General features: G+C 68.2%; 9 protein-coding genes and 1 tRNA gene. 4 read left to right on the top strand and 6 right to left on the bottom strand.

Features of this window, described 5'->3' with window-relative positions; translation table 11 throughout:
- The first annotated feature begins 82 nt into the window (after positions 1-82).
- The 3 genes from VE326_08685 to VE326_08675 all read left to right on the top strand — a co-directional run bounded on the left by VE326_08685 (position 83) and on the right by VE326_08675 (position 2,993).
- Positions 83-169, top strand: a tRNA-Leu gene (locus VE326_08685).
- Between the two features lie 110 nt (positions 170-279).
- A complete protein-coding gene (locus VE326_08680; GenBank protein ID HYJ33282.1) occupies positions 280-2,403 on the top strand; it encodes a hypothetical protein in 2,124 nt (707 codons plus the stop codon).
- 26 nt (positions 2,404-2,429) lie between these two features.
- Positions 2,430-2,993, top strand: a complete 564-nt coding sequence (locus tag VE326_08675; GenBank protein HYJ33281.1) for a DinB family protein — start codon at positions 2,430-2,432, stop codon at positions 2,991-2,993.
- Positions 2,994-3,046: 53 nt separating this feature from the next.
- Here the strand turns inward: VE326_08675 and VE326_08670 are convergent, their stop codons facing one another.
- Positions 3,047-3,226: a hypothetical protein gene (locus VE326_08670; GenBank protein HYJ33280.1), complete on the bottom strand. Its 180-nt coding sequence runs from the start codon at positions 3,224-3,226 to the stop codon at positions 3,047-3,049.
- A gap of 125 nt (positions 3,227-3,351) precedes the next feature.
- A complete protein-coding gene (locus tag VE326_08665; GenBank protein HYJ33279.1) occupies positions 3,352-15,135 on the bottom strand; it encodes a LamG-like jellyroll fold domain-containing protein in 11,784 nt (3,927 codons plus the stop codon).
- Positions 15,136-15,338: 203 nt separating this feature from the next.
- On the opposite strand from VE326_08665, the gene VE326_08660 reads away from it, so the two are divergent.
- On the top strand, positions 15,339-15,926 hold the full coding sequence (locus tag VE326_08660; protein ID HYJ33278.1) for a hypothetical protein: 588 nt from the start codon (positions 15,339-15,341) through the stop codon (positions 15,924-15,926).
- A 241-nt stretch (positions 15,927-16,167) separates the two neighbouring features.
- On the opposite strand, the gene VE326_08655 is transcribed toward VE326_08660, so the two are convergent.
- The 4 genes from VE326_08655 to VE326_08640 form a co-directional block, all read right to left on the bottom strand.
- Positions 16,168-16,830 carry a lamin tail domain-containing protein gene (locus VE326_08655; protein HYJ33277.1) on the bottom strand — a complete coding sequence of 221 codons (663 nt, stop codon included), beginning with the start codon at positions 16,828-16,830 and terminating at the stop codon, positions 16,168-16,170.
- Positions 16,831-16,959: 129 nt separating this feature from the next.
- Entirely contained in the window at positions 16,960-17,637 is a 678-nt protein-coding gene (locus VE326_08650) for a response regulator transcription factor (GenBank protein HYJ33276.1), read from the bottom strand.
- A gap of 193 nt (positions 17,638-17,830) precedes the next feature.
- On the bottom strand, positions 17,831-18,454 hold the full coding sequence (locus VE326_08645; protein ID HYJ33275.1) for a TlpA disulfide reductase family protein: 624 nt from the start codon (positions 18,452-18,454) through the stop codon (positions 17,831-17,833).
- Between the two features lie 1,134 nt (positions 18,455-19,588).
- Positions 19,589-19,861: hypothetical protein (locus VE326_08640; GenBank protein HYJ33274.1), on the bottom strand; the 273-nt coding region annotated here is incomplete at its 5' end.

Genomic DNA, 19,861 nt, shown 5'->3' with positions numbered 1-19,861 from the left:
AATGAGGGCGGGGAAGCCTCGATTGACGGGCCGGAGCGTAGCTCGTTATACTGGCCCGCTCTACAACGCCCGCATCTTCGGTGCGGAAGTGGCGGAACTGGCAGACGCGCTGGGTTCAGGGTCCAGTGCCTTCACGGGCGTGGGGGTTCAAATCCCCCCTTCCGCACCATGTTTTTCGATCAGGCCGCTCCCTTCGGCCTCGGTTCGATGCTCCCGTGATTGTGCCCCCCTCTCGCTTGCGCTAGTGTCGGGTTGCTCCCCGCAACCATCGAGGCTTCCGTGACCGAATCCGTCCGAAGCGCGTGGCCATGGAAGCGATGCGGCCTGGCTGTCACCTGCATCGCCGGGGTGCTGCTGCATCCCGTCTCCTCCCGGGCCGCACCGCCCCTCACCTTCCGTTGGCCCGTCCCTTCCCGGGTGGGAGTGACCACGATCACCGAGACCGACACCACGACCATGGTGACCCACGAGGTGGCGCACCTGTACGCGACACCCCATCCGGGAGAGCTCAAGCTGCAGAGTGAGGAACCCCACGTCGTGGATTTCGTGATGGGGTCCTCGCGGACTCCACGTTCGATGATCGACGACATCATGGAGATGGCGAGCAACGAGCCTCCCATGACGATCAGCCGGGACGGCGCGTTCCTGGGATGCCATATCAGCGACGAATACCTCGCCCAGGTCGAATCCTGGATCCGCAAGAAGATCGGGGCCGTTCCGGACACGACCCTCCTGAAGCAGTTCCTCGAGCTCTACCGAAGTCCGGAGATGCGCGCCAAGCTCGAGGCGAAGAGCGGTGAGGTCTGGAATACCTGGGTTGGACAGTGGATCGAATCCACCCTCGACCCGGGCATGCAAGTCGACGCCCGAATCCCGCTGCCCTGGGTTTCGGGCACGATCGAGAGCGACGTCCGATTCCAGAATCACGGTCCCACCCGGACCGGCGGGAGGCTGGACCGCCTCTACTGGGAGGCCCGCACCACGGGTGAAGAGGCGCGTCGAACCTTCGAGCGCGCCCTGCGGGAGACATTATCGAAGATGCCGGCACTCGGCGCTCCGTCCGGGCCGGCCCTGCTCAGCGTGACCCGAACGACCACCCTCGAAATCGTCCTCGACCGCGTGTCGATGCAGCCGAACTACGTGTACGAGCAGACGCAGCTCGATCTGCAGGACTCGGCGGGCGTGCACAGCCGGAAGGAAGCGACATCCTACTTCTTCGAGTGGGACCCGCCCCTAGCCGCCGCGCTGGATCCGGTCTCGCCGGCGGGGCGCTCCGCGTTCCTCGAGAACCGCCTTCCGGACGCCTATGTCGAGCTGCGGACGGACGTGGAAGATGGAACGCGCAATCCCGAGACCTACGCCTACCTGGCGGAGACCTGCCGCAGGCTTGGCCAGCTCGGGGAAGGCGTTCTCTTCGCTCGAAGGGCCCTCGCCCTGGATCCTCGCCATGCCTTCGCGCACGAAGTTCTCGGCGACTGCTACAACAGCCAATATGGGCCGTGGCCGCTCGCGAGCCCCGACTCCACGTGGACGCACTTGCTGCTCGCGGTCGAATGCGACTCGACCGACGGCAACGCGTGGCTCGGCATGTTCCTGGAATCCAGTCGACGAGGCCGCACCGACCTGGAGCAGCGTTCGCTGTCGAAACTCCTCGAGACGGGGTTTCTGATGCCTCCCGTTCTGGCCCGCGCCCGGTGGATGCTGCAGGATCTGCCGGACAGCGCCGTGCTCGTGACGAACGGAGACATGGACAGCTATCCGCTCTGGGCGCTCCAGATGAGAGATCGCCTGCGCCCGGACGTGGCCGTGGTCAACCGATCGCTTCTCCAGGCGCCCTGGTACGCGCGCATGGTGCGGGACCGGCTTCGCGTTCCTCTTCCCTTTGCGGACAGTGTGTTGGATTCGCTCACGCCGCAGAGAGCCGGCTCGAACATCGTGTACGTCTCCGATCAGATCATCCGTGGATGGATGGACCAGCAGGCCTCAGGGACCTTTCGAAGACCACTCGCCTTTGCCATCACGGTATCCGAAGACGGGTTCCCTCCGGGTTTCGCCGCGCGATCGGCACTGGCGGGTCCGGTCTATCTGTGCCGGGCCACGCCAGCGCCCTCCACCGTCGACACGACCGCGATCCGAGTCAGCCTCGGACACGCCCGAGCATCTGATTTCGCCGGCCCGCATCTCTCGGAGCGGGATCGGAGTCCCGTGCGAAGAGCCGCCGTATCCCCTGCAGAAGGCGTCGTGGAGATGTGGTTCCGCTACGCCGACGCGCTGGGTCGAGCGGGACGCCGGAGGGAGTGCCTGAAGGCTCTGGAGAAGACATCCGCCTTCGCCATTGAGGCGGGCACGTCGCCCGCGTGGCGTGAGATGATGGCGAAGATGCGGGCCCAATACAGCCACTGAAGACCCCCAACTCATCGAGGGACCCCATGCCCAGCACGACACTCAAACCGGAACAGCTCCGCGACGCGGGCCGGAACGTCTCGGCAGCCGATTACGCGGGCACGATCCGAGCGTATTACCCCTTCTGGGACACCCAGCACCGTCCGTTTCTCCTCGCGGCGGTCGCGGCGCTGCCTCGCGAGAAGTTCGACTTCAAGCCGCGTCCGGAGATGTTCACCGCGCACCAGATGATCGTTCACATCGCCGAATGCGAACGGCACTGGATCCACGTGGTCATCGAGGGGGGTGCCTACGAGGAGTGGGTCGCGCCTGCCGAGCCGCCCGAGCAGGGGTGGACCAACGTGGTCGACCTGCCGGACCATGCGTCGCTCTTCGCGGCGCTCGAGAAATGGCACCGGAACACGCAGCGGCAGCTCGAACGCCCGGCGTCGGACCTTACCAAGGTGATCACCTGGCGCGATCCCTCGGGGCGGGAATTCTCCTACACGCTGCATTGCATCCTGGATCGCGTGCACGAGCACGAGATCCATCACCGCGGTCAGCTCAATCTGTACCTGCGCCTGATGGGGATCGAGCCACCCTCGATCTGAACGGGTGGCCGCCGCGCGCGGCGACGATCCACCGCGCGCGACCGCTCACCTGCCTACGAGGGCAGCGTCTTGTGCGACCGCTTGCGGAACCCGCGCGAGAGCACTCCCAGAATCGCGAGCGCGGCAGCGAACGCGCCTCCCGCGATCATGGGCTGGATCTTGCCGGCGAGCGCCATCACGGCGAGAAGCATGCAGATCAGCACCAGGAGCCATACCGCGTCCTTGCCTTCCATCACATCCCCCATGGTTCCGGCCGGCGACCGGCCGAACGGCGCCGGTCGAGAGGGGTGGGCCAACCCACTTAGACTCTAGAGCGGCGGCGCCCCCTCGAGACATGGTCCCGAAGTACCCCCCATTCCTAACGGAGGAGTACGAACCGCCGGGTCAGCGCGTGCCCCGGCGCCCGGAAGCGCACGAAATAGACGCCGGAGGGCGCCTGTCCATGCGCCGTCCGCCCTTCCCAGCGCAGGGAATGGCGGCCCGTCGGATATTCCGCGTTGGCCAGCGTCGCCACGAGCCGGCCCGCGGCGTCGAACAGCTCGACCTGAACCCGCTCGGGGCGCGGCAGATCGAAGGCGATCGAGGCGCCGGACGACGTGGGGTTGCTGGACGTCATCCGCATCGAGAACGCGGTGACCGGCTGTTCCGCCACCCCGGTGATCGCATGCGTCGTGAACCCCCACGTCGGTCCGGTCGCGGTGGCCACGCCGTCGCTCACGGTGACGTACCACTGATAGGGCGTCCCGCCGGCCAACCCGGCCAGCGTGAGGCTGGCCGTGCTTCCGGACATGACGCCGGGCACCGTTCCCAGCAGCGCGTACGACTCGGCGGAGCTCATCGAATACGGGATATCGAACTGGCTGTCGGCGTCGTTCTCGGTCTGGTCCAGCCAGGGCGAGTAGGTGGTGACGTGGATGACGTTGTTGGATGGCGAGAACTGCATGAGGCGCAGCCAGCCGTTGCCGCCGTTCGTCCGCCCCTGGTAGTCGGACATCACCGTGTACACGGTATTGCCGTTGAAGGTGTCGACGCGACGGCCTTCGCCCGGCACGTGCCCGCAGAGCATCAGGAAGAGATTGGTGTGGGTCTTCAGCCGGTCGTACGTGGCCTGCCCCTGCGCGCTCCAGGCGCCCGGGTTGCCGGTCCCGATGAAGTTGTGCGAGAGGAGGATCGCGCGGCGGTTGGCGTACGTCGTGAGGAGTCCGTCCGCCCAGTCCAGGATCGCCGCGTCCGGAGTGGTGTCGTACTCCAGGGAGATGACGACGAAGTCCATGCCCCCCGCACTGAAGAGGTTGTACCAGTTGTCGTTGTTCGAGCCGTAGTGGCCGCCGTAATAGGAGCGCCCGGTGAACCGCGCCGACCCGAAGTACTGGTTGTAGAAGACCGTCGTGGCGCCGTCGGGATTTCCGTTGGGCGACTGGTCGTGGTTCCCCACCGTGATCCCGTACGGGAGCCCCTCGGGCAGCCCGGTCGTTCCCGGATTCTCGATGAGGGAATAGCCCGCGTCGGCGTGCTGCCACTCGATGTCGTTGCCGCCGTTGTCGCCGTGCTCTACGCAATCGCCCAGCGTGGCGACGTAGCCGATGTTGCGCGAGGCCCGGTTCGCCGTGATCCAGCTGGTCTGCGACAGCAGGATCGCGTTCGTCCCGCCGTTCAGCTCGCCCGTGTAGTACTGCGTGTCCGGCATGCCCACGATGGTGAAATCGCTCCCGGGCGTGGACACCGCCGAGCGTCCGTAGAACTGGACGGTCAGGCTCTGTCCGTCGGGATCGGAAGCCGACACCTGGAGGGTGGGCGCAAGCCCCACATCGGCGGCCTGGTCCGCCGGTCCGACCAGCAGCGGTGCGGTCGGCGGCAGGTTGAACGCCAGGTTGAACGGCGCGCCGGCGACCCACGTGTACGCGGTGCCGCTGATCGTTCCGTTCACCGAAGTTCCTGCCGAGCTGCCCACGGCCGTGCCGGAGCCCTCGTCCAGCGCCCAGCGGGCGACCAGACCCGCCGCCGGAGCGGCGATCTGTGCGTTGATGGCCCCCTGGATGTCCGCCTGGGTCCGTGCCGCGTTCCAGATCCGCGTCTCGTCCAGCGCTCCGACGAAGAAGCCCTGCGCGGTTCCGGTCGACGTGATCGACGAGGCAAGCGCCGCGAGCTGGATCGAAGCCGACTGCACGGGCTGGCCCACCGCGAGCTGACTCTCAAGGTTGCCGTTCAGATAGAGCTTCCAGGTCGCGCCGTCGTAGGTCGCGGCGGCGTGATACCAGACGCCGTTCGTGATCGGGGTGACGCCGAGAATCGGATGGTTCAGCCCGGGGCTCGCGCCCCCGGCACCCTCCTCGAAGTCGGCGCAGAGGACCGAGCCGGCGCTCTTGATCCCGAGGAAGAAGTTCATGTCCACGTTGCTCCCGTCGGCCTGGGAGGTGCCGTGGGTGACGAGCGGGATCGCGTCGGTCACGCCTCCCGATCCGGTCGACGCCGTGGTGCCGGCGCCGTCGCGCCGGAACCAGGTCTCGATCGTGAACTGCGGGAGGTCGAGCGCCGCGGGATCGCCGAAGTTGACGTAGGTGCTCCCGTTGAACGCCAGCGCGAACGCCGGCGTGGCCTCGGTCGACGTGCAGACCGGCCCGTCATAGCTGGAAGATCCCGCCCCGTTGACGGCGCGGATCCGATAGCAATACTCCGTCGCCGGCGCGAGGCCGGTGTTCGAATAGGTCGTCGCGTCGGCGGCCACGGTGATCAGCGGGGCGAACGGCCCGCCGCTCCCCGACGTGGAGCGCTCGATCTCGAACCCGCTCTCGTTGTCCGAGCCGTCGGTCCAGGTCAGGTCGATGCGTCCCGCGGAAACCCCCTCCGCCGTCAGGTTGCTCGGCAGGGCCGGAGGCGTCGGCGGCGCCGCGTTGAACGGCGCGCCGGTGGTCCAGTTGAAGCCCGAGCCGGTGACCGTCCCATCCAGCGGGACCCCGGCCGTGCTCTGCACGAGCGTTCCCGTCCCCTCGTCCAGCCCCCAGCGGGCAACCAGTCCTGTCGCCGGCGTGATGATGCGATCGTTGATCGTCGCGAGGATCTCGGCCGGCGTGCGCGCCACGCTCCAGATCCGGACCTCGTCGCAGACGCCCTGGAAGAACCCCGCCGCGGGCACGGCGGTCGTCATCGCGGTCCCGAGCGCCACCGGCGCGTCGCTGGCCGAGGCCACGCCGCGGCCGACGGCGAGCTGCGCGTCGAGCCTCCCGTTCACATAGAGACGCCAGGCCGACCCGTCATACGTCGCGGCCACGTGGTACCACGTGCCCACCGTGAGCGGCGTCGCGCCCAGCACCGGATGGTTCAGGCTGGGATTCGGACTCGGGGCGGCCGCTTCCTCGAAGTCGGCGGCGAGGACGCCGGTCGAGGCCTGCACGCCCACGATGTAGTTGATGTCGCGCAGCGGATCTTCCACGTCGGCGCGGCCCTTGGAGAAGAGCGGGACGAGATCGGCGATGCCGCCGGCGCCGGTGTTGGTTCCGACTCCGGTTCCGTCGCGCCGCACCCACATCTCGATCGTGAAGGCGTTCAGCTTGAGCTCCGGCGGATTGCCGAACAGCACGTAGCCGTTCGTGCCGGCCAGAGCCAGCGCGTCGCCGTTTGCGGCGAACACAGCCGCGATCGTATGGGACGCGGTCACGCCCGTGAAGGTGTACGCACCGACCGCGCCCACCGAGGCGCCGTCCACGAGCACGTCAGCCACGTGGTAACCGGCGTCCGCGGCGATCGTGTACCCCTGGTCGGATCCGCAGCCGACGAGCGTCGATCCCGCCGGGGAAACGGTTCCGTTCGGGCCGGCCGACGCCGAGATGGCAAACGACCGGAGCGAGAACGAGGCGGTGATGCTGTGCGCGCTCGCGGAGACCGGCGGGAAGGTGTACGAGCCGACGGCGCCCACCGACGCGCCGTCAACCATGACGTCGGCGATGTCGTGGCAGGCGTCGGGCGTGATCGTGAACGATGGCGTCGAACCCGGGATCACGGGAACGGCGCCGGAGGGATCGATCCCCCCGCCCGGGCCCGCGGCGGCGGTGACCGTGAACGTCGGAACGTCGTACGGGGCGCCCGTGGACCAGGCGTATCCCGATCCCGTCAGCGTTCCCGGAAGGGCTGTTCCCGCCATGCTCTGGATCGCCGCTCCGGTCCCCTCGTCCATTCCCCATCGGGCGACGAGGCCGGGCGCGGGTGCGGTCAGGCGGGCGTCGATCGTCGAAGCGATCTGAGTCGCCGTGCGCGCGGTGCTCCACACGCGCACCTCATCCACGCGCCCGTCGAAGAAGCCGGCCGGCTGGTTGGTCGAGTTGAGCGCGCTCGCCAGCGAGACCGCGACGTTGCTGGAGACCGCGACCGCGCGCCCGACCGCGAGCTCCGCGTCCTGGGCGCCATTGACGTACAGGCGCCACGTCGACCCGTCGTACGTCGCGGCCACGTGATACCAGGTCCCGATCGTGAGGGGCGTGGTGCCGAGCACCGGGTGGTTGAGGCTGGGATTGGGGCTCGGCGAGGCCGCCTCTTCGAAATCGGCGCCAAGGACGCCCGTCGAGGCCTGCACCCCGAAGATGTAGTTGATGTCCTTGAGCGGATCCTCCGCTTCGGCGCGTCCCTTGGCGAAGAGCGGCACGAGGTCCGCGATCCCGCCGGTGCCGGTGTTGGTGCCCGCGCCAGTCCCGTCGCGCCGCATCCACATCTCGATCGTGAAGGCGGAGAGCTTGAGCTCGGCCGGATTGCCGAAGGAGGCGTAGGCGTTCGTGCCCGCGAAATCGAGGGCGTCGAAGTTCGCCTCGAAGCTGGCCGCGATGGTGTGGTCCGCCGCCACGCCGGCGAATGCGTACGTCGTCACGGCGCCCACCGAGCCGCCGTCGACGAGCACGTCGAGGACGTGATAGCCGGGATCGGCGGTGATCGTGTAGCTCTGACCGTCACCGTAGTTCAGGGTGGTCGCGCCGGAGGGAGCGATGCTCCCGTTCGGCCCGGCGGAGGCGGTGATCGTGTACGTGTTGATCGCGAACGTCGCCGCGATGGAGTGGTCGCCGGTCACGCCCGTGAACGTGTACGTCGAGACCGGACCGACCGAGCTGCCGTCCACCAGCACGTCGGCGACGTGGTACCCGGCGTTCGGAGTGATCGTGAAGGCCCGATCGAGCCCGTAGCCGACGGCGACGTCGCCCGACGGATCGATGGCACCGCCCGGGCCGGCGAAGGCCGCGATGGTGAACGTGTCGAGCGCAAAGGACGCCGCGATCGTGTGGCCGGCGGCGACGGCGGTGAAGGTATAGGTCCCCATCGCTCCGATCGAGGTCCCGTCCACCAGCACGTCCGCGATGTGGTATCCGAGCGTCGGCGTGATCGTGAAGGTCTGGTCGGACCCGTAGTCGACCGTGACGCTGCCGGAGGGATCGATGGCGCCGCCGGAACCGGCTGAAGCCGTGATCGTGAACGTGTCGATCGCGAAGCTCGCCGCGACCGTGTGACCCGCGGTGACGGCGGTGAACGTGTAGGTCCCCACCGCTCCGATCGACGTCCCGTCCACGAGCACGTCGGCGATGTGGTAACCCGTCGACGGAGCGATCGTGAAGGCCCGGTCGGACCCGTAGGCGACCGTGACGCTGCCGGAGGGATCGATGGCTCCGCCGGAACCGGCTGAAGCCGTAATCGTGAACGTGTCGAGCGCAAAGCTCGCCGCGATCGTGTGGCCCGCGGCGATCGCCTGGAAGGTGAAGGACGCGACGGCGCCGACCGAAGCGCCGTCCACGAGCACGTCCGCGACGTGATACCCCGTCGCCGGCGTGATCGTGAAGGTCTTGTCTTCTCCTTCGCTGACACCGACGTCGCCGGAGGGGCTGATCGCTCCACCCGGTCCGGACGAAGCCGTGATCGTGAAGGTATTCGCCGCGAAGCTCGCCGCGATCGTGTGCCCCGCGGTAACCCCGCTGAACGTGTAGCTTCCCACGGGTCCCACCGAGGCGCCGTCCACGAGCACGCTGGCGATGTGATACCCCGTCGACGGAGCGATCGTGAAGGCCTGGTCGGCGCCGAAATTCACGGCGATGTCTCCGGAGGGACTGATGCTCCCGCCGGCACCTGCCGTCGCCGTGATCGTGTAGGTGTCGATCGCGAAGGTCGCCTCGATCGTATGCGCCGCCGTGACCGTGCTGAACGTGTAGCCGGCGATCGCGCCGATCGAGCCGCCGTCCACCTTCACGTCGACGAGGTGATGGCCGACGTCCGGTGTGATCGCGAAGGCCTGGTCCGCGCCGAAATTCACGGTAACGGCACCTGGCGGGGTGATGCTCCCGCCGGCTCCCGCCGTCGCCGTGATCGTGTAGGTGTCGATCGCGAACGTGGCCTCGATCGTGTGCGCCGCCGTGACCGTGCCGAACGTGTAGCTGGCGATCGCGCCGATCGAGCTGCCGTCCACCTTCACGTCGACGAGGTGATGGCCGACGTCCGGCGTGATCGTGAAGGCCTGGTCCGCGCCGTAGTTCACGGTGACGGCACCGGACGGGGTGATGCTCCCGCCGGCACCTGCCGTCGCGGTGATCGTGTAGGTATCGATCGCGAAGGTTGCCGTGACGGACTTATTGGCGTCCATGGCGATGGTCTGGGGATTCGTCGACCCCGTGAGGTCGCCCGTCCAGTTCACGAAGTGGTATCCCGTGCTCGGGACGGCGGTGACTTCGACGGCAGAACCCTCGATGTAACTCGCCTGGTTTGGATTTCGGGTGACCGCGCCTCCCCCTGCCGGAGTCACGGATGTCGCGAGCGTGTAGGTCGGAGCCTCGGCCGTCGAGAAGCGTGAAACCGTCCCGACCGTCGTCGCGGCGCCGTCGTTCGCCGTCGCGTACCACTCGTACGTGGTGCCCGCCGTACGTCCCGGCCACGCTACCGAGGCCGTGCCGCCGGACATCACCCCACCGGTCGTCCCGATCAACGCGAACGCGGGCGTCGTCGTCATCGGATAGGTCAGCGTGAACTGGCTGCTGGAATCGGCATCGGCCTCGTACTGGTCCAGCAAGGGCGAGTAGGTCCGCACGCGCAGCGTGTTGTTCGCGGGTGAGAACTGGAGGATCCGGAGCCAGCCGTTTCCGCCGTTGGTGCGCCCCTGGTAGTCGGCCATGAGCGTGTGGATCGTGTTGCCGAGATAGGTATCCTGGCGGCGCCCCTCGCCCGGCACGTGGCCGCAGAGCAGCAGCGACACGTTGGCGTGCCCCTTGAACGCGTCGTAGATCGCCTGCCCCTGAGGTCCGAAGCCGGCCGGGTTGCCGGTGTTCGCGATGAAGTGGCTGAGGAGGATGGCCTTCCGGCTCGCGTACGTCGTGAGGAGGTTGTCCGCCCAGGCCATGATCGCGGGGTCGGGAGTGGGGTCGTACTCCAGCGAGATCACCAGGAAGTCCATCCCGCCCGCGCTGAACAGGTCGTACCAGTTGTCGTTGTTCGCGCCGTAGTGCCCGCCGTAGTAGCTGCGGCCGCTGAACCGGGACGACCCGAAATGCTGGTTGTAGAAGGTCGTGGTTCCGTCGGGGTTCCCGATCGGGGACTGGTCGTGGTTCCCGACCGTCACGCCGTAGGGAATTCCATGCAGGAGTCCAGTGGTCACGGGATCTTCGATGATCGAGTAGGACGCGTCGGCGCGCTGCCACTCGATGTCGTTCCCGCTGTTGTCGCCGTGCTCCACGCAGTCCCCCAGCGTGGCGACGTACGCGATGTGGAGCGCGTCCTTGTTCGCCACGATCCAGTTCGTCTGGGACTGGAAGATCGCGTTCGTGCCGCCGTTCAGCTGCCCGGTGTAGTACTGCGTATCGGGGATTCCGATGATCGTGAAGTCCGGCCCCGGGGTGCCCGATTCGGCGCGACCGTAGAAGGCGACTTGGAGCGCGTTGCCGTCCGGGTCGGTCACGTTCGCGGTGAGCGTCGGCGAGGTCGAAACGCCGGTGGCTCCGTTCGCGGGAGCGACCGCGACCGGAGCGCCGGGCGCGTGGTTCAGGGCGAGGTCGAACGGCGCCCCGCCGTCCCATGCGTACGGGCTGCCCATCAGCGTCCCGTTCACCGAGGTTCCCGCGGAACCGGCGAACGACGGGCCCCATCCCTCGTCCAGGCTCCACCGCGCGACGAGGCCGCTGGCGGACGCGTCGATCGGCACGTTGGCCGTCGACTGGATCTGGTCCTGGGTGCGCGCCACGTTCCACACTCGTACTTCGTCCACCGCTCCGTCGAAGAATCCGGCCGCGGCGCCTGTGGAGAGAAGTGCGCTCGCAAGCGAAGCGGCCACGGTGCTGGCGGCCGCGACCGGCTGCCCCACGGTGAGCGAGGCGTCGAGGTTGCCGTCGAGATAGAGCTTCCACGTCGAGCCGTCGTACGTGGCGGCGACGTGATGCCAGGACCCGATTCCGATCGGCGTCGCTCCCGCGATCGGATGGTTCAGGCTGGGGGAGGCTCCGGCGGCGCCTTCCTCGAAGTCCGCGCACAGCACGTTGTCCGAGGCGCGGATGCCGAAGATGTAGTTGATGTCCTGGGTCGCCGTTTCCGCCTCGGCGCGTCCCCTGGCGAAGAGCGGGATCAGGTCGGGGATGCCGCCGGTTCCGGTGTTCGTGCCGGTTCCCGCGCCATCGCGCCGCATCCACATCTCGATCGTGAACGTGGAGAGCTGGAGCGCGGAGGCGTTTCCGAACGACGCGTACCCGCCATTTCCAAAATCCAGCCCGGTGTTCGTCGAGAACGGCGTGGTCGCGCACGCCGGTCCCCCGTACGCCGAAGCGCCGTTTCCGTTCACCGCGCGCACCCGGTAGCAGTACCCGGTGGCGGGATCGAGGCCGACGTCCGCGTAGGACGTCGTGTTGGCGGCGACGGTCGCAAGCGGCGTGAAGGGCCCGCCGCTCCCCGACGTCGAGCGCTCGATCTGGAACGAGGACTCATTGTTCGATTGGTCATTCCAGGTGAGCAGGACGGCGGCGTGGGTGGGAGCCGTGGCCTGGAGGCCCGACGGCGCGTCGGGCGTCGAGAAGGAGAGGCTGAAGGGCGCCGGACCGGACCAGGCGTAGTTGCTGCCCGTGATCGTGCCCGGCACCTCGGTCCCGGCGCTCGCGTTGACGACCGTGCCGGAACCTTCGTCGAGGCTCCACCGCGCCGCCAGGCCGGCCTGGGCCGCCGCGAGCTGCGCGTTGGCGGTCGCCTGGATCTCGGATTGGGTGCGCGCAACGCTCCAGACGCGCGCCTCGTCGATCGCTCCGTCGAAGAATCCGTTCGTGGCCCCGGTCGAGGTGAGCGCGGTTCCCAGGGCGGCCCGCTGGATCGAGTTCGAGCGCACCGGGCGGCCCACGGCCAGCGTGGCCTCGAGATTGCCGTCGAGATAGAGGTTCCAGCTCGCGCCGTCATAGGTCGCGGCCGCGTGATGCCAGCCGCTTCCCGCCGCGACGGAGGTGGTGCCGGCGACCGGGTGGTTGAGCCCCGGCGACGGGCCGGCCGGCCCCTCCTCGAAGTCCGCGCACAGCACGCCGTCGGAACGGATCCCCAGGAAGTAGTTCATGTCGACGTTGCTGTTGTCCGCCTCGGGTGCGCCGTGCGTGATCAGCGGAATGGCCGCCGGGATTCCCCCGGCGCCGGTCGTCGTGGTCGTGCCCGCGCCGTCGCGCCGGAACCAGCACTCCAGCGTGAACGCGGCGAGGTCGAGGGCGTTCGGATCGCCGAACGTGACGTACGTCGAGCCGGCGAGATCCAGGCTGCCCGGCACGGCGGTCGGCGTGGTGGCGCAGGCGACGGAGGAGTAGGCGGACGGCACGTAGACGCCGAGCGCGCGAACGCGGTAGCAGAACTCCGTATTCGCGTCCCGGTTCAGGTCGTCCCATGCCCCAGCATTCGCGGCGAGGGTCGCAACGACCGCGAACGGTCCTCCGGCTCCGGCCGTCGACCGCTCCACCGCATAGCCCGTCTCGTCGGTGGCGAGGTCGGTCCAGGCCAGATGGACCTGCCCGGAGGTGACCGCCGCGGCGGTCAATCCGCTCGGAGCGGAAGGGGCCGCGAGCGTCGTCGCGCAGGCGACCGCCGCATACCCCGAGGCGAGCGCCCCGTTCACGGCGCGCACGCGATAGCAGTACTCGGCGGAGGCGGCGAGCCCGATGTTCGAATAGCTCACGGCATTGGCCGGCAGGGCGACGAGCGGCGCAAACGGCCCGCCGGCGCCCGTGCTGGACCGCTCCACTTCATAGCCGGTCTCGTCGGTGGCGTTGTCGGTCCAGGCCAGATCGATCTGCACGGGGGTCATGGCGGTCGCGATCAGGTTGGTCGGATCCGCCGGGGGCGGAACGCTCTGCGTCGTGGCGCATGCAACGGGCGCGTAGCCCGACGGGCCGACGCCGTTCACCGCCCGGACGCGATAGCAGTACTCGGTCGCGGGCGAGAGGCTCGGATCCGAAGTGGACGTGGCGTTCGCCGGCAAGGTGACCAGCGGCGTGTACGGACCGCCCGACCCGGTCGTGGAACGCTGCACTTCGTAGCCGGTCTCGTTCGACGCGTTGTCCGTCCACGAAAGGTCGATCTGCGTCGGGGAAACGCCGGACGCGATCAGGCCCGTCGGGTCGGCGGGCGCCACCGGCGTCGCGGCGTTGAACGGCGAGCCGGCCGCCCAGCTCCATGCGGTTCCGGTCAGCGTTCCGTTCAAGGTCGTCCCCGCCGTGCTGCCCACCACCGCCCCCTGGTCCTCGTTCATTCCCCATCGTCCGACCAGTCCGGAGGCAGCGCCCATGATCTCGGCGTTCGCCGACGCGGCGATCTCGGTCTGCGTCCGCGCGACGTTCCAGATTCGGACCTCGTCCACGGCGCCGTCGAAGAATCCGGCGGCGGCACCCACGCTGGTGAGGGCGCTGCCGATCGCGACCGGCGAGATGCTGGCCGAAGCCAGCGGACGCCCGACCGCGAGCGAAGCTTCGAGCGTCCCATCCAGGTAGAGCTTCCAGGCGGTTCCGTCGTAGGTGGCCGCCACGTGATGCCAGACGCCGGTCGTGATCGGCGTGACTCCGGCGACGGGGTGGTTCAGGCTGGGCGAAGCGCCGCCCGCACCCTCCTCGAAGTCGCCGCAGAGCACGCCGTCGGAGGCGCGAATGCCGAAGAGGTAGTTGATGTCCTGGGTTGCCGTCTCGGCCTCGGCGCGACCCTTCGCCACCAGCGGGATCGCGTCGGGAATGCCGCCGCTTCCGGTGTTCGTGCCCGCGCCGGCGCCGTCGCGCCGGATCCAGAGCTCGATCGTGAACGCCGAGAGCTGCAAGGAGGCCGGACTGCCGAGCGCGACGTAGGCGTTCGCGCCCCCGAGCCGGATGCCGGACGCGGCCGCCAGCGGCAGGTTCGAGTCCGCGCTCCAGACCGGCCCGTTCGTCAGCGTTCCGTTCACGCCGCTCGCGACCGAGTTGCCCGCGCCCGTGCCCGCCCCTTCGTTCAGCCCCCACCGCCCGAGCAGCCCCGTCGACGCCAGCACTTCCGCCCCGATCCCCGCCTGGATCTGGGCCTGCGTGCGCGCCACGTTCCAGACGCGCGCCTCGTCCAGGAGCCCCGCGAAGAAGCCCGCGGCGACGCCGGTCGAGGTGAGCGCGGAGCCCAGCGCGGCGTGCTGGATGCTGTCGAATCGAGGGAGCCGCCCCGCTCCCACGACCAACGTGGCGTCCAGATTGCCGTCGAGATAGAGGCTCCACGTCGTGCCGTCGAACACCGCCGCGGCGTGATGCCACACGTTGTTCGTGATCACCGTCGTGCCGGTGACCGGGTGGTTGAGCCCCGGCGAGGCCTGGCCGGCCCCTTCTTCGTAATCGGCCGTGAGCTGGTTCGCGGCGTTGATGCCCAGGAACCAGTTCATGTCCGTGTTGGCGCCGTCGGCCTCGCCGCGTCCCTTCGTGATCAGGGGCACCGCGGTCACCCCGCCGGTGCCGGTGCTGGCGGTCACGCCCGCGGCGGTCCGTTTGAACGCGACCTCGATCGTGAAGGTCGTGGACCCCAGCCCGGGCGCCGCGCCGAACGTGACGTAGTCGTTCACGCCGTCCACCTGCAGCGACTGCTGGGCGGACGCGGGCGACGGAACCGCGACTAGGAGACCGGCGGCGAGGACGAACGGAAGGAGGCGAAGCAGCGACGCAGCTCGCGACATGGCGGAGACTCCTGTCGGTACGACCGTCTCAGGGGCGATGAGGCGGGCCGCGCGTCTCGCGGGTCCCGCGGTGGTTCGGGTCACCGGGAGCTACTTCGGGGAGGTGAATTCTCGAGGGGGGAGCGTAGCGCCGCGCCGGCAGGGGAGAAATGGTACGGAGGTACTGCTACCTAAGTACCCGTTTCCATGCGAAACTGGCGCGCGTGAACGAGCGTGAGTTTTCAGGAACGAGGGCGCGAACGCGGCATGCACGGCTGTGGGCGACGCTTGCCGCGGCCGCATGCGTCGCCCTCGGCGCCTCAGGCTGCAGCCGCTACGACATCCAGGGCGACGGCCAGGGGCGCATCGTCCGGCTCGATCGCCTGACCGGAGCCGTGGATTATCTCCAGGGGACGCGCTTCGTCCGCATCGAGAATCCGGGCGACCACAGGCGCGAGGCCGAGGAGCTGGCCCGCGTGCACGACTGGGGTGCGCTGACGTACGACGGCAAGTACACGCTTCGGTTGAAAACGGCGTTTCGAAACGACCGGCTCTACTATCAGATCGGGATCGTTCCGGTCCCGCCCGCCAACGTCTTCAACTTCCGGGTCGCGCTGAACGACGCGGACGGCTTCCAGGTCGCGAGCCTGTCGCTCAATACTCCGGACGGGGTGCCGACCGCCGACAGCGGGATCGCCTACTCCGGATTCACGCAGTCTGACCCCGAAGTCTACCGCTCGGTCCGCTCCTGGACCCCGCGGGTCGAGCTGTACAGCGGCCGCGTCGCACCCGCCGAGCTGCCCCTTCCCTGATCCGGACGCCAAAAGAAGAGGCGGCCAGCTGTCCCTTCCGGCCGCCGCTTTCGGTTTCGAGTCAGAAACCTTTCGAGCAGAAACCCTAGGAGGTGTTCGGGCCCTGGCGCCGGACGCTGGGGCGCATCGCCCAAAGGCCTTCGGCCGCGCCGCACCCGAGCCCGAACATTGTGAATTATTTCACAACCTACCTGGGAAACACCGGTTTCTTAGTACCTCCAGGAGGTATCCCGAGGTAGCATCACCGATCCCCGAGATAGGTCGCCTTGATCTTTCCCCAGGTGGTCTCGGTGACCGGAAGCGGGCAGCCGTTCCGCGCGCCGGGCGTCGGCGGACAGCCGTTCCCTTGAGGGTCGCCCGCCCCGGTGTACCTGTTGAGCCCGTCGAACAGGACCCACGTCGCGGGATCGTCGATCCATCCCGTGGAGCGGTCGCTCGCCCCCTCGATGGTGCCGTAGCGGTGCGCGTCCACCTGCGTCGTGTCGGCCGCGCCGACCCGGAACAGGATCACCGTGTCGCCCGAGTTGTTGAGGGAGAGCCCGCTCGCGGTGTGCCCCAGCGCGCGCTGCTGCGCGACCGCCATGCTTCCCGTGACGAGGCGCACCTCGCCCGGAAGGAGCGTTCCCGAGAGCTCGTACCGGATCGTGGAATCCGCGTCGGCGATGCGGTAAGGCGCAAGGTCCAGCGGCGCCAGCCCGTTGTTGACGACTTCGACCCACTCGTCGGCGCGCGAGTCGTAGACGCCGTCCCCATCCCAGTCGCGTGCCGGGCCCGCGAGGATCTCGGCGATCCGGAGACTCTCGCCGGGCGCCTGGGCCCTGACGAAGGGAACGAGACGAGCGATCAGCGACGCGGCAATCGTCGCGGCCAAGAGCCACAGCACCAGCACCCACGTTCGAAGCATGACCATCCTCCCCGCGCACGGTGGCGCGTTCGTGGCGTCGGGGGAAATGGATTCGAGGGAGATGGTGACGCAGCGGAGGAGCTCATACCTTATCAGGCCCCTCCCCGAAGGGAAAGGGACATCGGATCCTCACCGCGGAAGGAGCGGATCGGGCGCAGCGGCGATCGCGATCAGCTCCCACCGATGGCGCAGCCCCAACTTGCCGAGAATCTTGTGGACATGATTCTTCACTGTCCCGGACTCAATATGCAGCGCGTTTGCGATCTCCTTGTTGCTGTCACCCCGGGCCAAGTACGCGGCCACCTGCCGCTCGCGGGCCGTGAGCCCGGCCAGGCGATCCGGCGGCCCTGGCTCCTGCGGGACGCGCTTGTGGATCGAGCGGATGAGAGCGCCCGCAAGACGAGGCGGGCAACTGGGCTCCTGCCGCAAGACCGCTCGAAGCTCGACCAGCACTTCCCGCAGGCCACACTCACTGGAAATGAAGCCCACGAACCCTGCCTCAGCGAGCTGTAGCAGGTCCTCGGGTTCGAGTGATCGGTGGAGCGCAACGGGGCGCGTTCCCGGAGCCGCTTCAAGCAGATCCTCTACGAGAAGACGCGCGTCCCCGGGCGGCAGGTCGACGAGAACGATATCGGGATCGTGGGATCGTGCGCGTTCCATCGTCTCCGGCCCGCCGGCGCCGAGGTCCACGGGGCGGACATCGGATCGTGTGGCCAGGTGGTACAGCGTGCATTCCCGCGAGAAGGCCGTGCGGCTGATGAAGCCGACGCAAAGGCAGGCATCGTCGGAGAGGGCCGTCGGGGCCATGGTCTCCTCCCGTACGTGGATCGAGGCTCCCCAGGGAGCCGAGAAGGCGTGGATCGTCCTGAGCTGTTTCTCGGGCGAACATGGGGAGATCTGCGAGCTCTCTGTAATGTGCCGGCGGGGCGACGCCGGCTAGCCCCCGAGAGCGTCGCGATCCTAAGTCATGGGTTTGGTCGCTACAAGCCCTCCTCGATGACTAATGTGGAAAAGTCCCCAGAGGCAACGTCGTGGGGCCCATCGCCCGTTCGACGTCGCCGAGGTCATATGTTTGCGCCCGGACGATCCCACGTTCGTCGATGAGGGTGACCTCACCGGGATCTGAGACACCGAAACTCCGAGCGACGGGGGCTTCCCAGATATCGCGCTCCGTCATCCAGTTCACCCACGTCGACGCGTACGTCGCGAGGAACGACTCGGCTCGCGAACGCTCGGCGTCCAGATTCACTCCGAGAACCTGAATCTCCGGGTAATGGCCCATGAGGTTGGTGAGCGCGACCGCTTCCTGCCGACAGCGGGGGCACCACGACGTCCAGAAGAAGAGAATCAGCGGCCTGCCGAGAAAGTCAGCACGTCGAACCTCCCGCCCGCGTTGGTCCTCGAAGGAGAACTCCGGCGCGGATCGATTCAGCTGTGCCACGCCCGTGGGCGGGGCGCTTCCCAGGCTACGGAGGAGCAGTTGAGACCCGTCGGGCGCGACCGATACCGCGACGAAGGACTCGCCTCCCAGCGTGAATGGAACACGAAGCGGGCCGAACTCGGCGGAGGAAGGGTCGACCTCCAGGTGGTGGTCGTCGTCCACGTCCACGAGGAGTCCGTCCAAAGGGTCGCGACCATACCGGCCGTCTCGATTCCCGTCGAACAGCAGCGCCGTATGGGCGCGGGATCCTAGCTCGATCGAGCCTACCTTGGCATAGACGAGCTGTTGGGCAAAAACGGGTTTGGCTTTGGGATCGCTCTGGGGCTCCAGGAGGACGCGAACCCAATCACGCCCCGTCCTCGAACTGGCACTCGTGTCGCGAAGCCATCCGCGACTCGGAGAGACCAGCAACGAGCGGGTCCCGGGCCGGGCCGGGTACTCGAAGAGGGGCACCTCGATCCAGGACGAGTCTCCAGAATTCGCACGCCCCCGGGCCCGTGCCGCCAAGCCGTCGCGGTATGCGACCTCAAGATTCCAGAAACGGGAGTCATCCTCGAGAGGGGCTCCAGGTTTCCGAGACGCCACAGTCGTGCCGTACCGTCGATCACCCATCGCCTCGCTCCGACGCACGGCGACTTCTCGCATTTCTCCGCGCGAGAACTCCAGATTCACGACGCTGTCGCGAAATGTAATCTGGCGCAAGGCCTCACCTGCGGAAACCCGGCTGGGCAGCAGGAGGAAGCAGACGAGTGGGACGAAGACGTACAACAGCCACCACCGGAGCGCGGAGGAGGCCGGGGGGGGAGACACGCTCCCCCCCAGCACCTCTCTCCTCATGGCTGTTGCGCGCAGTAGTGCGTGCCGCCGAGTGCGACAACGCAACGGCAATTGCAGTTGAATTCCGGATCGATGCCGCAGGCTTCGCCACCCTGCCCGTGCTGCGGGCATGTGTCCGTCTGACACGCGGCGGAGCACAGGACGATCGCTCGCGCCGTGCTGGTGATCTGCGTCGGCTGGTAGAAGGGGTCGGTCTGTAGCGTCGGCGACGCGGGCGCGGGCGCTCCCGCCATGGCGGCTTGCGGCGCCAGCGAGATGAGGGCGCAACACGAGAGAGCCAGGAAGATCGCGATTCGGATTCGACTCGACACGGGAGACCTCCGAGTTTGGAGACACTCCAGCCGGAGGAGCCGGCTGCTCCCCCTCAGGAACGTCGGGGCCCGGAGTTCATCAGATCAGGCAGGTCATTACGATGTATCTCAAGACATATTCTGGATACAGGCGTTGCCCGATCTCAGGGTGCGGCAGGAGCCTTGAACATCAGCCCTCCCGGTGCCTCGTGCGCCACACCGCTCGCGGCGCGCCGAAGTCGGGGAACGTGCGGGGGAGGATCCACAGCGCGGGCAAGAGCAGCAGCGCGGCCGCGCCGGCGCCGTAGCCGGGCTGGCCCAGGACATGGGCCACGTACGGGGTGTTGAGCCATGCCGCGAGCACGAACGCGGCGATCGCCGCACCGCGCAGGGAGCCCAGCCCGAGCAGCGCCACGGCGATTCCTGCGAAGCCGAGCGGGAAGGGCCAGCGCTCGAGCGCCAC

This window comes from Candidatus Binatia bacterium (assembly GCA_035631035.1).
Taxonomy (GTDB): Bacteria; Eisenbacteria; RBG-16-71-46; order SZUA-252; family SZUA-252; genus DASQJL01.
The sequence above is the reverse complement of the archived record's forward strand: the minus strand, read 5'-3'. Positions and strand labels throughout refer to the sequence as shown.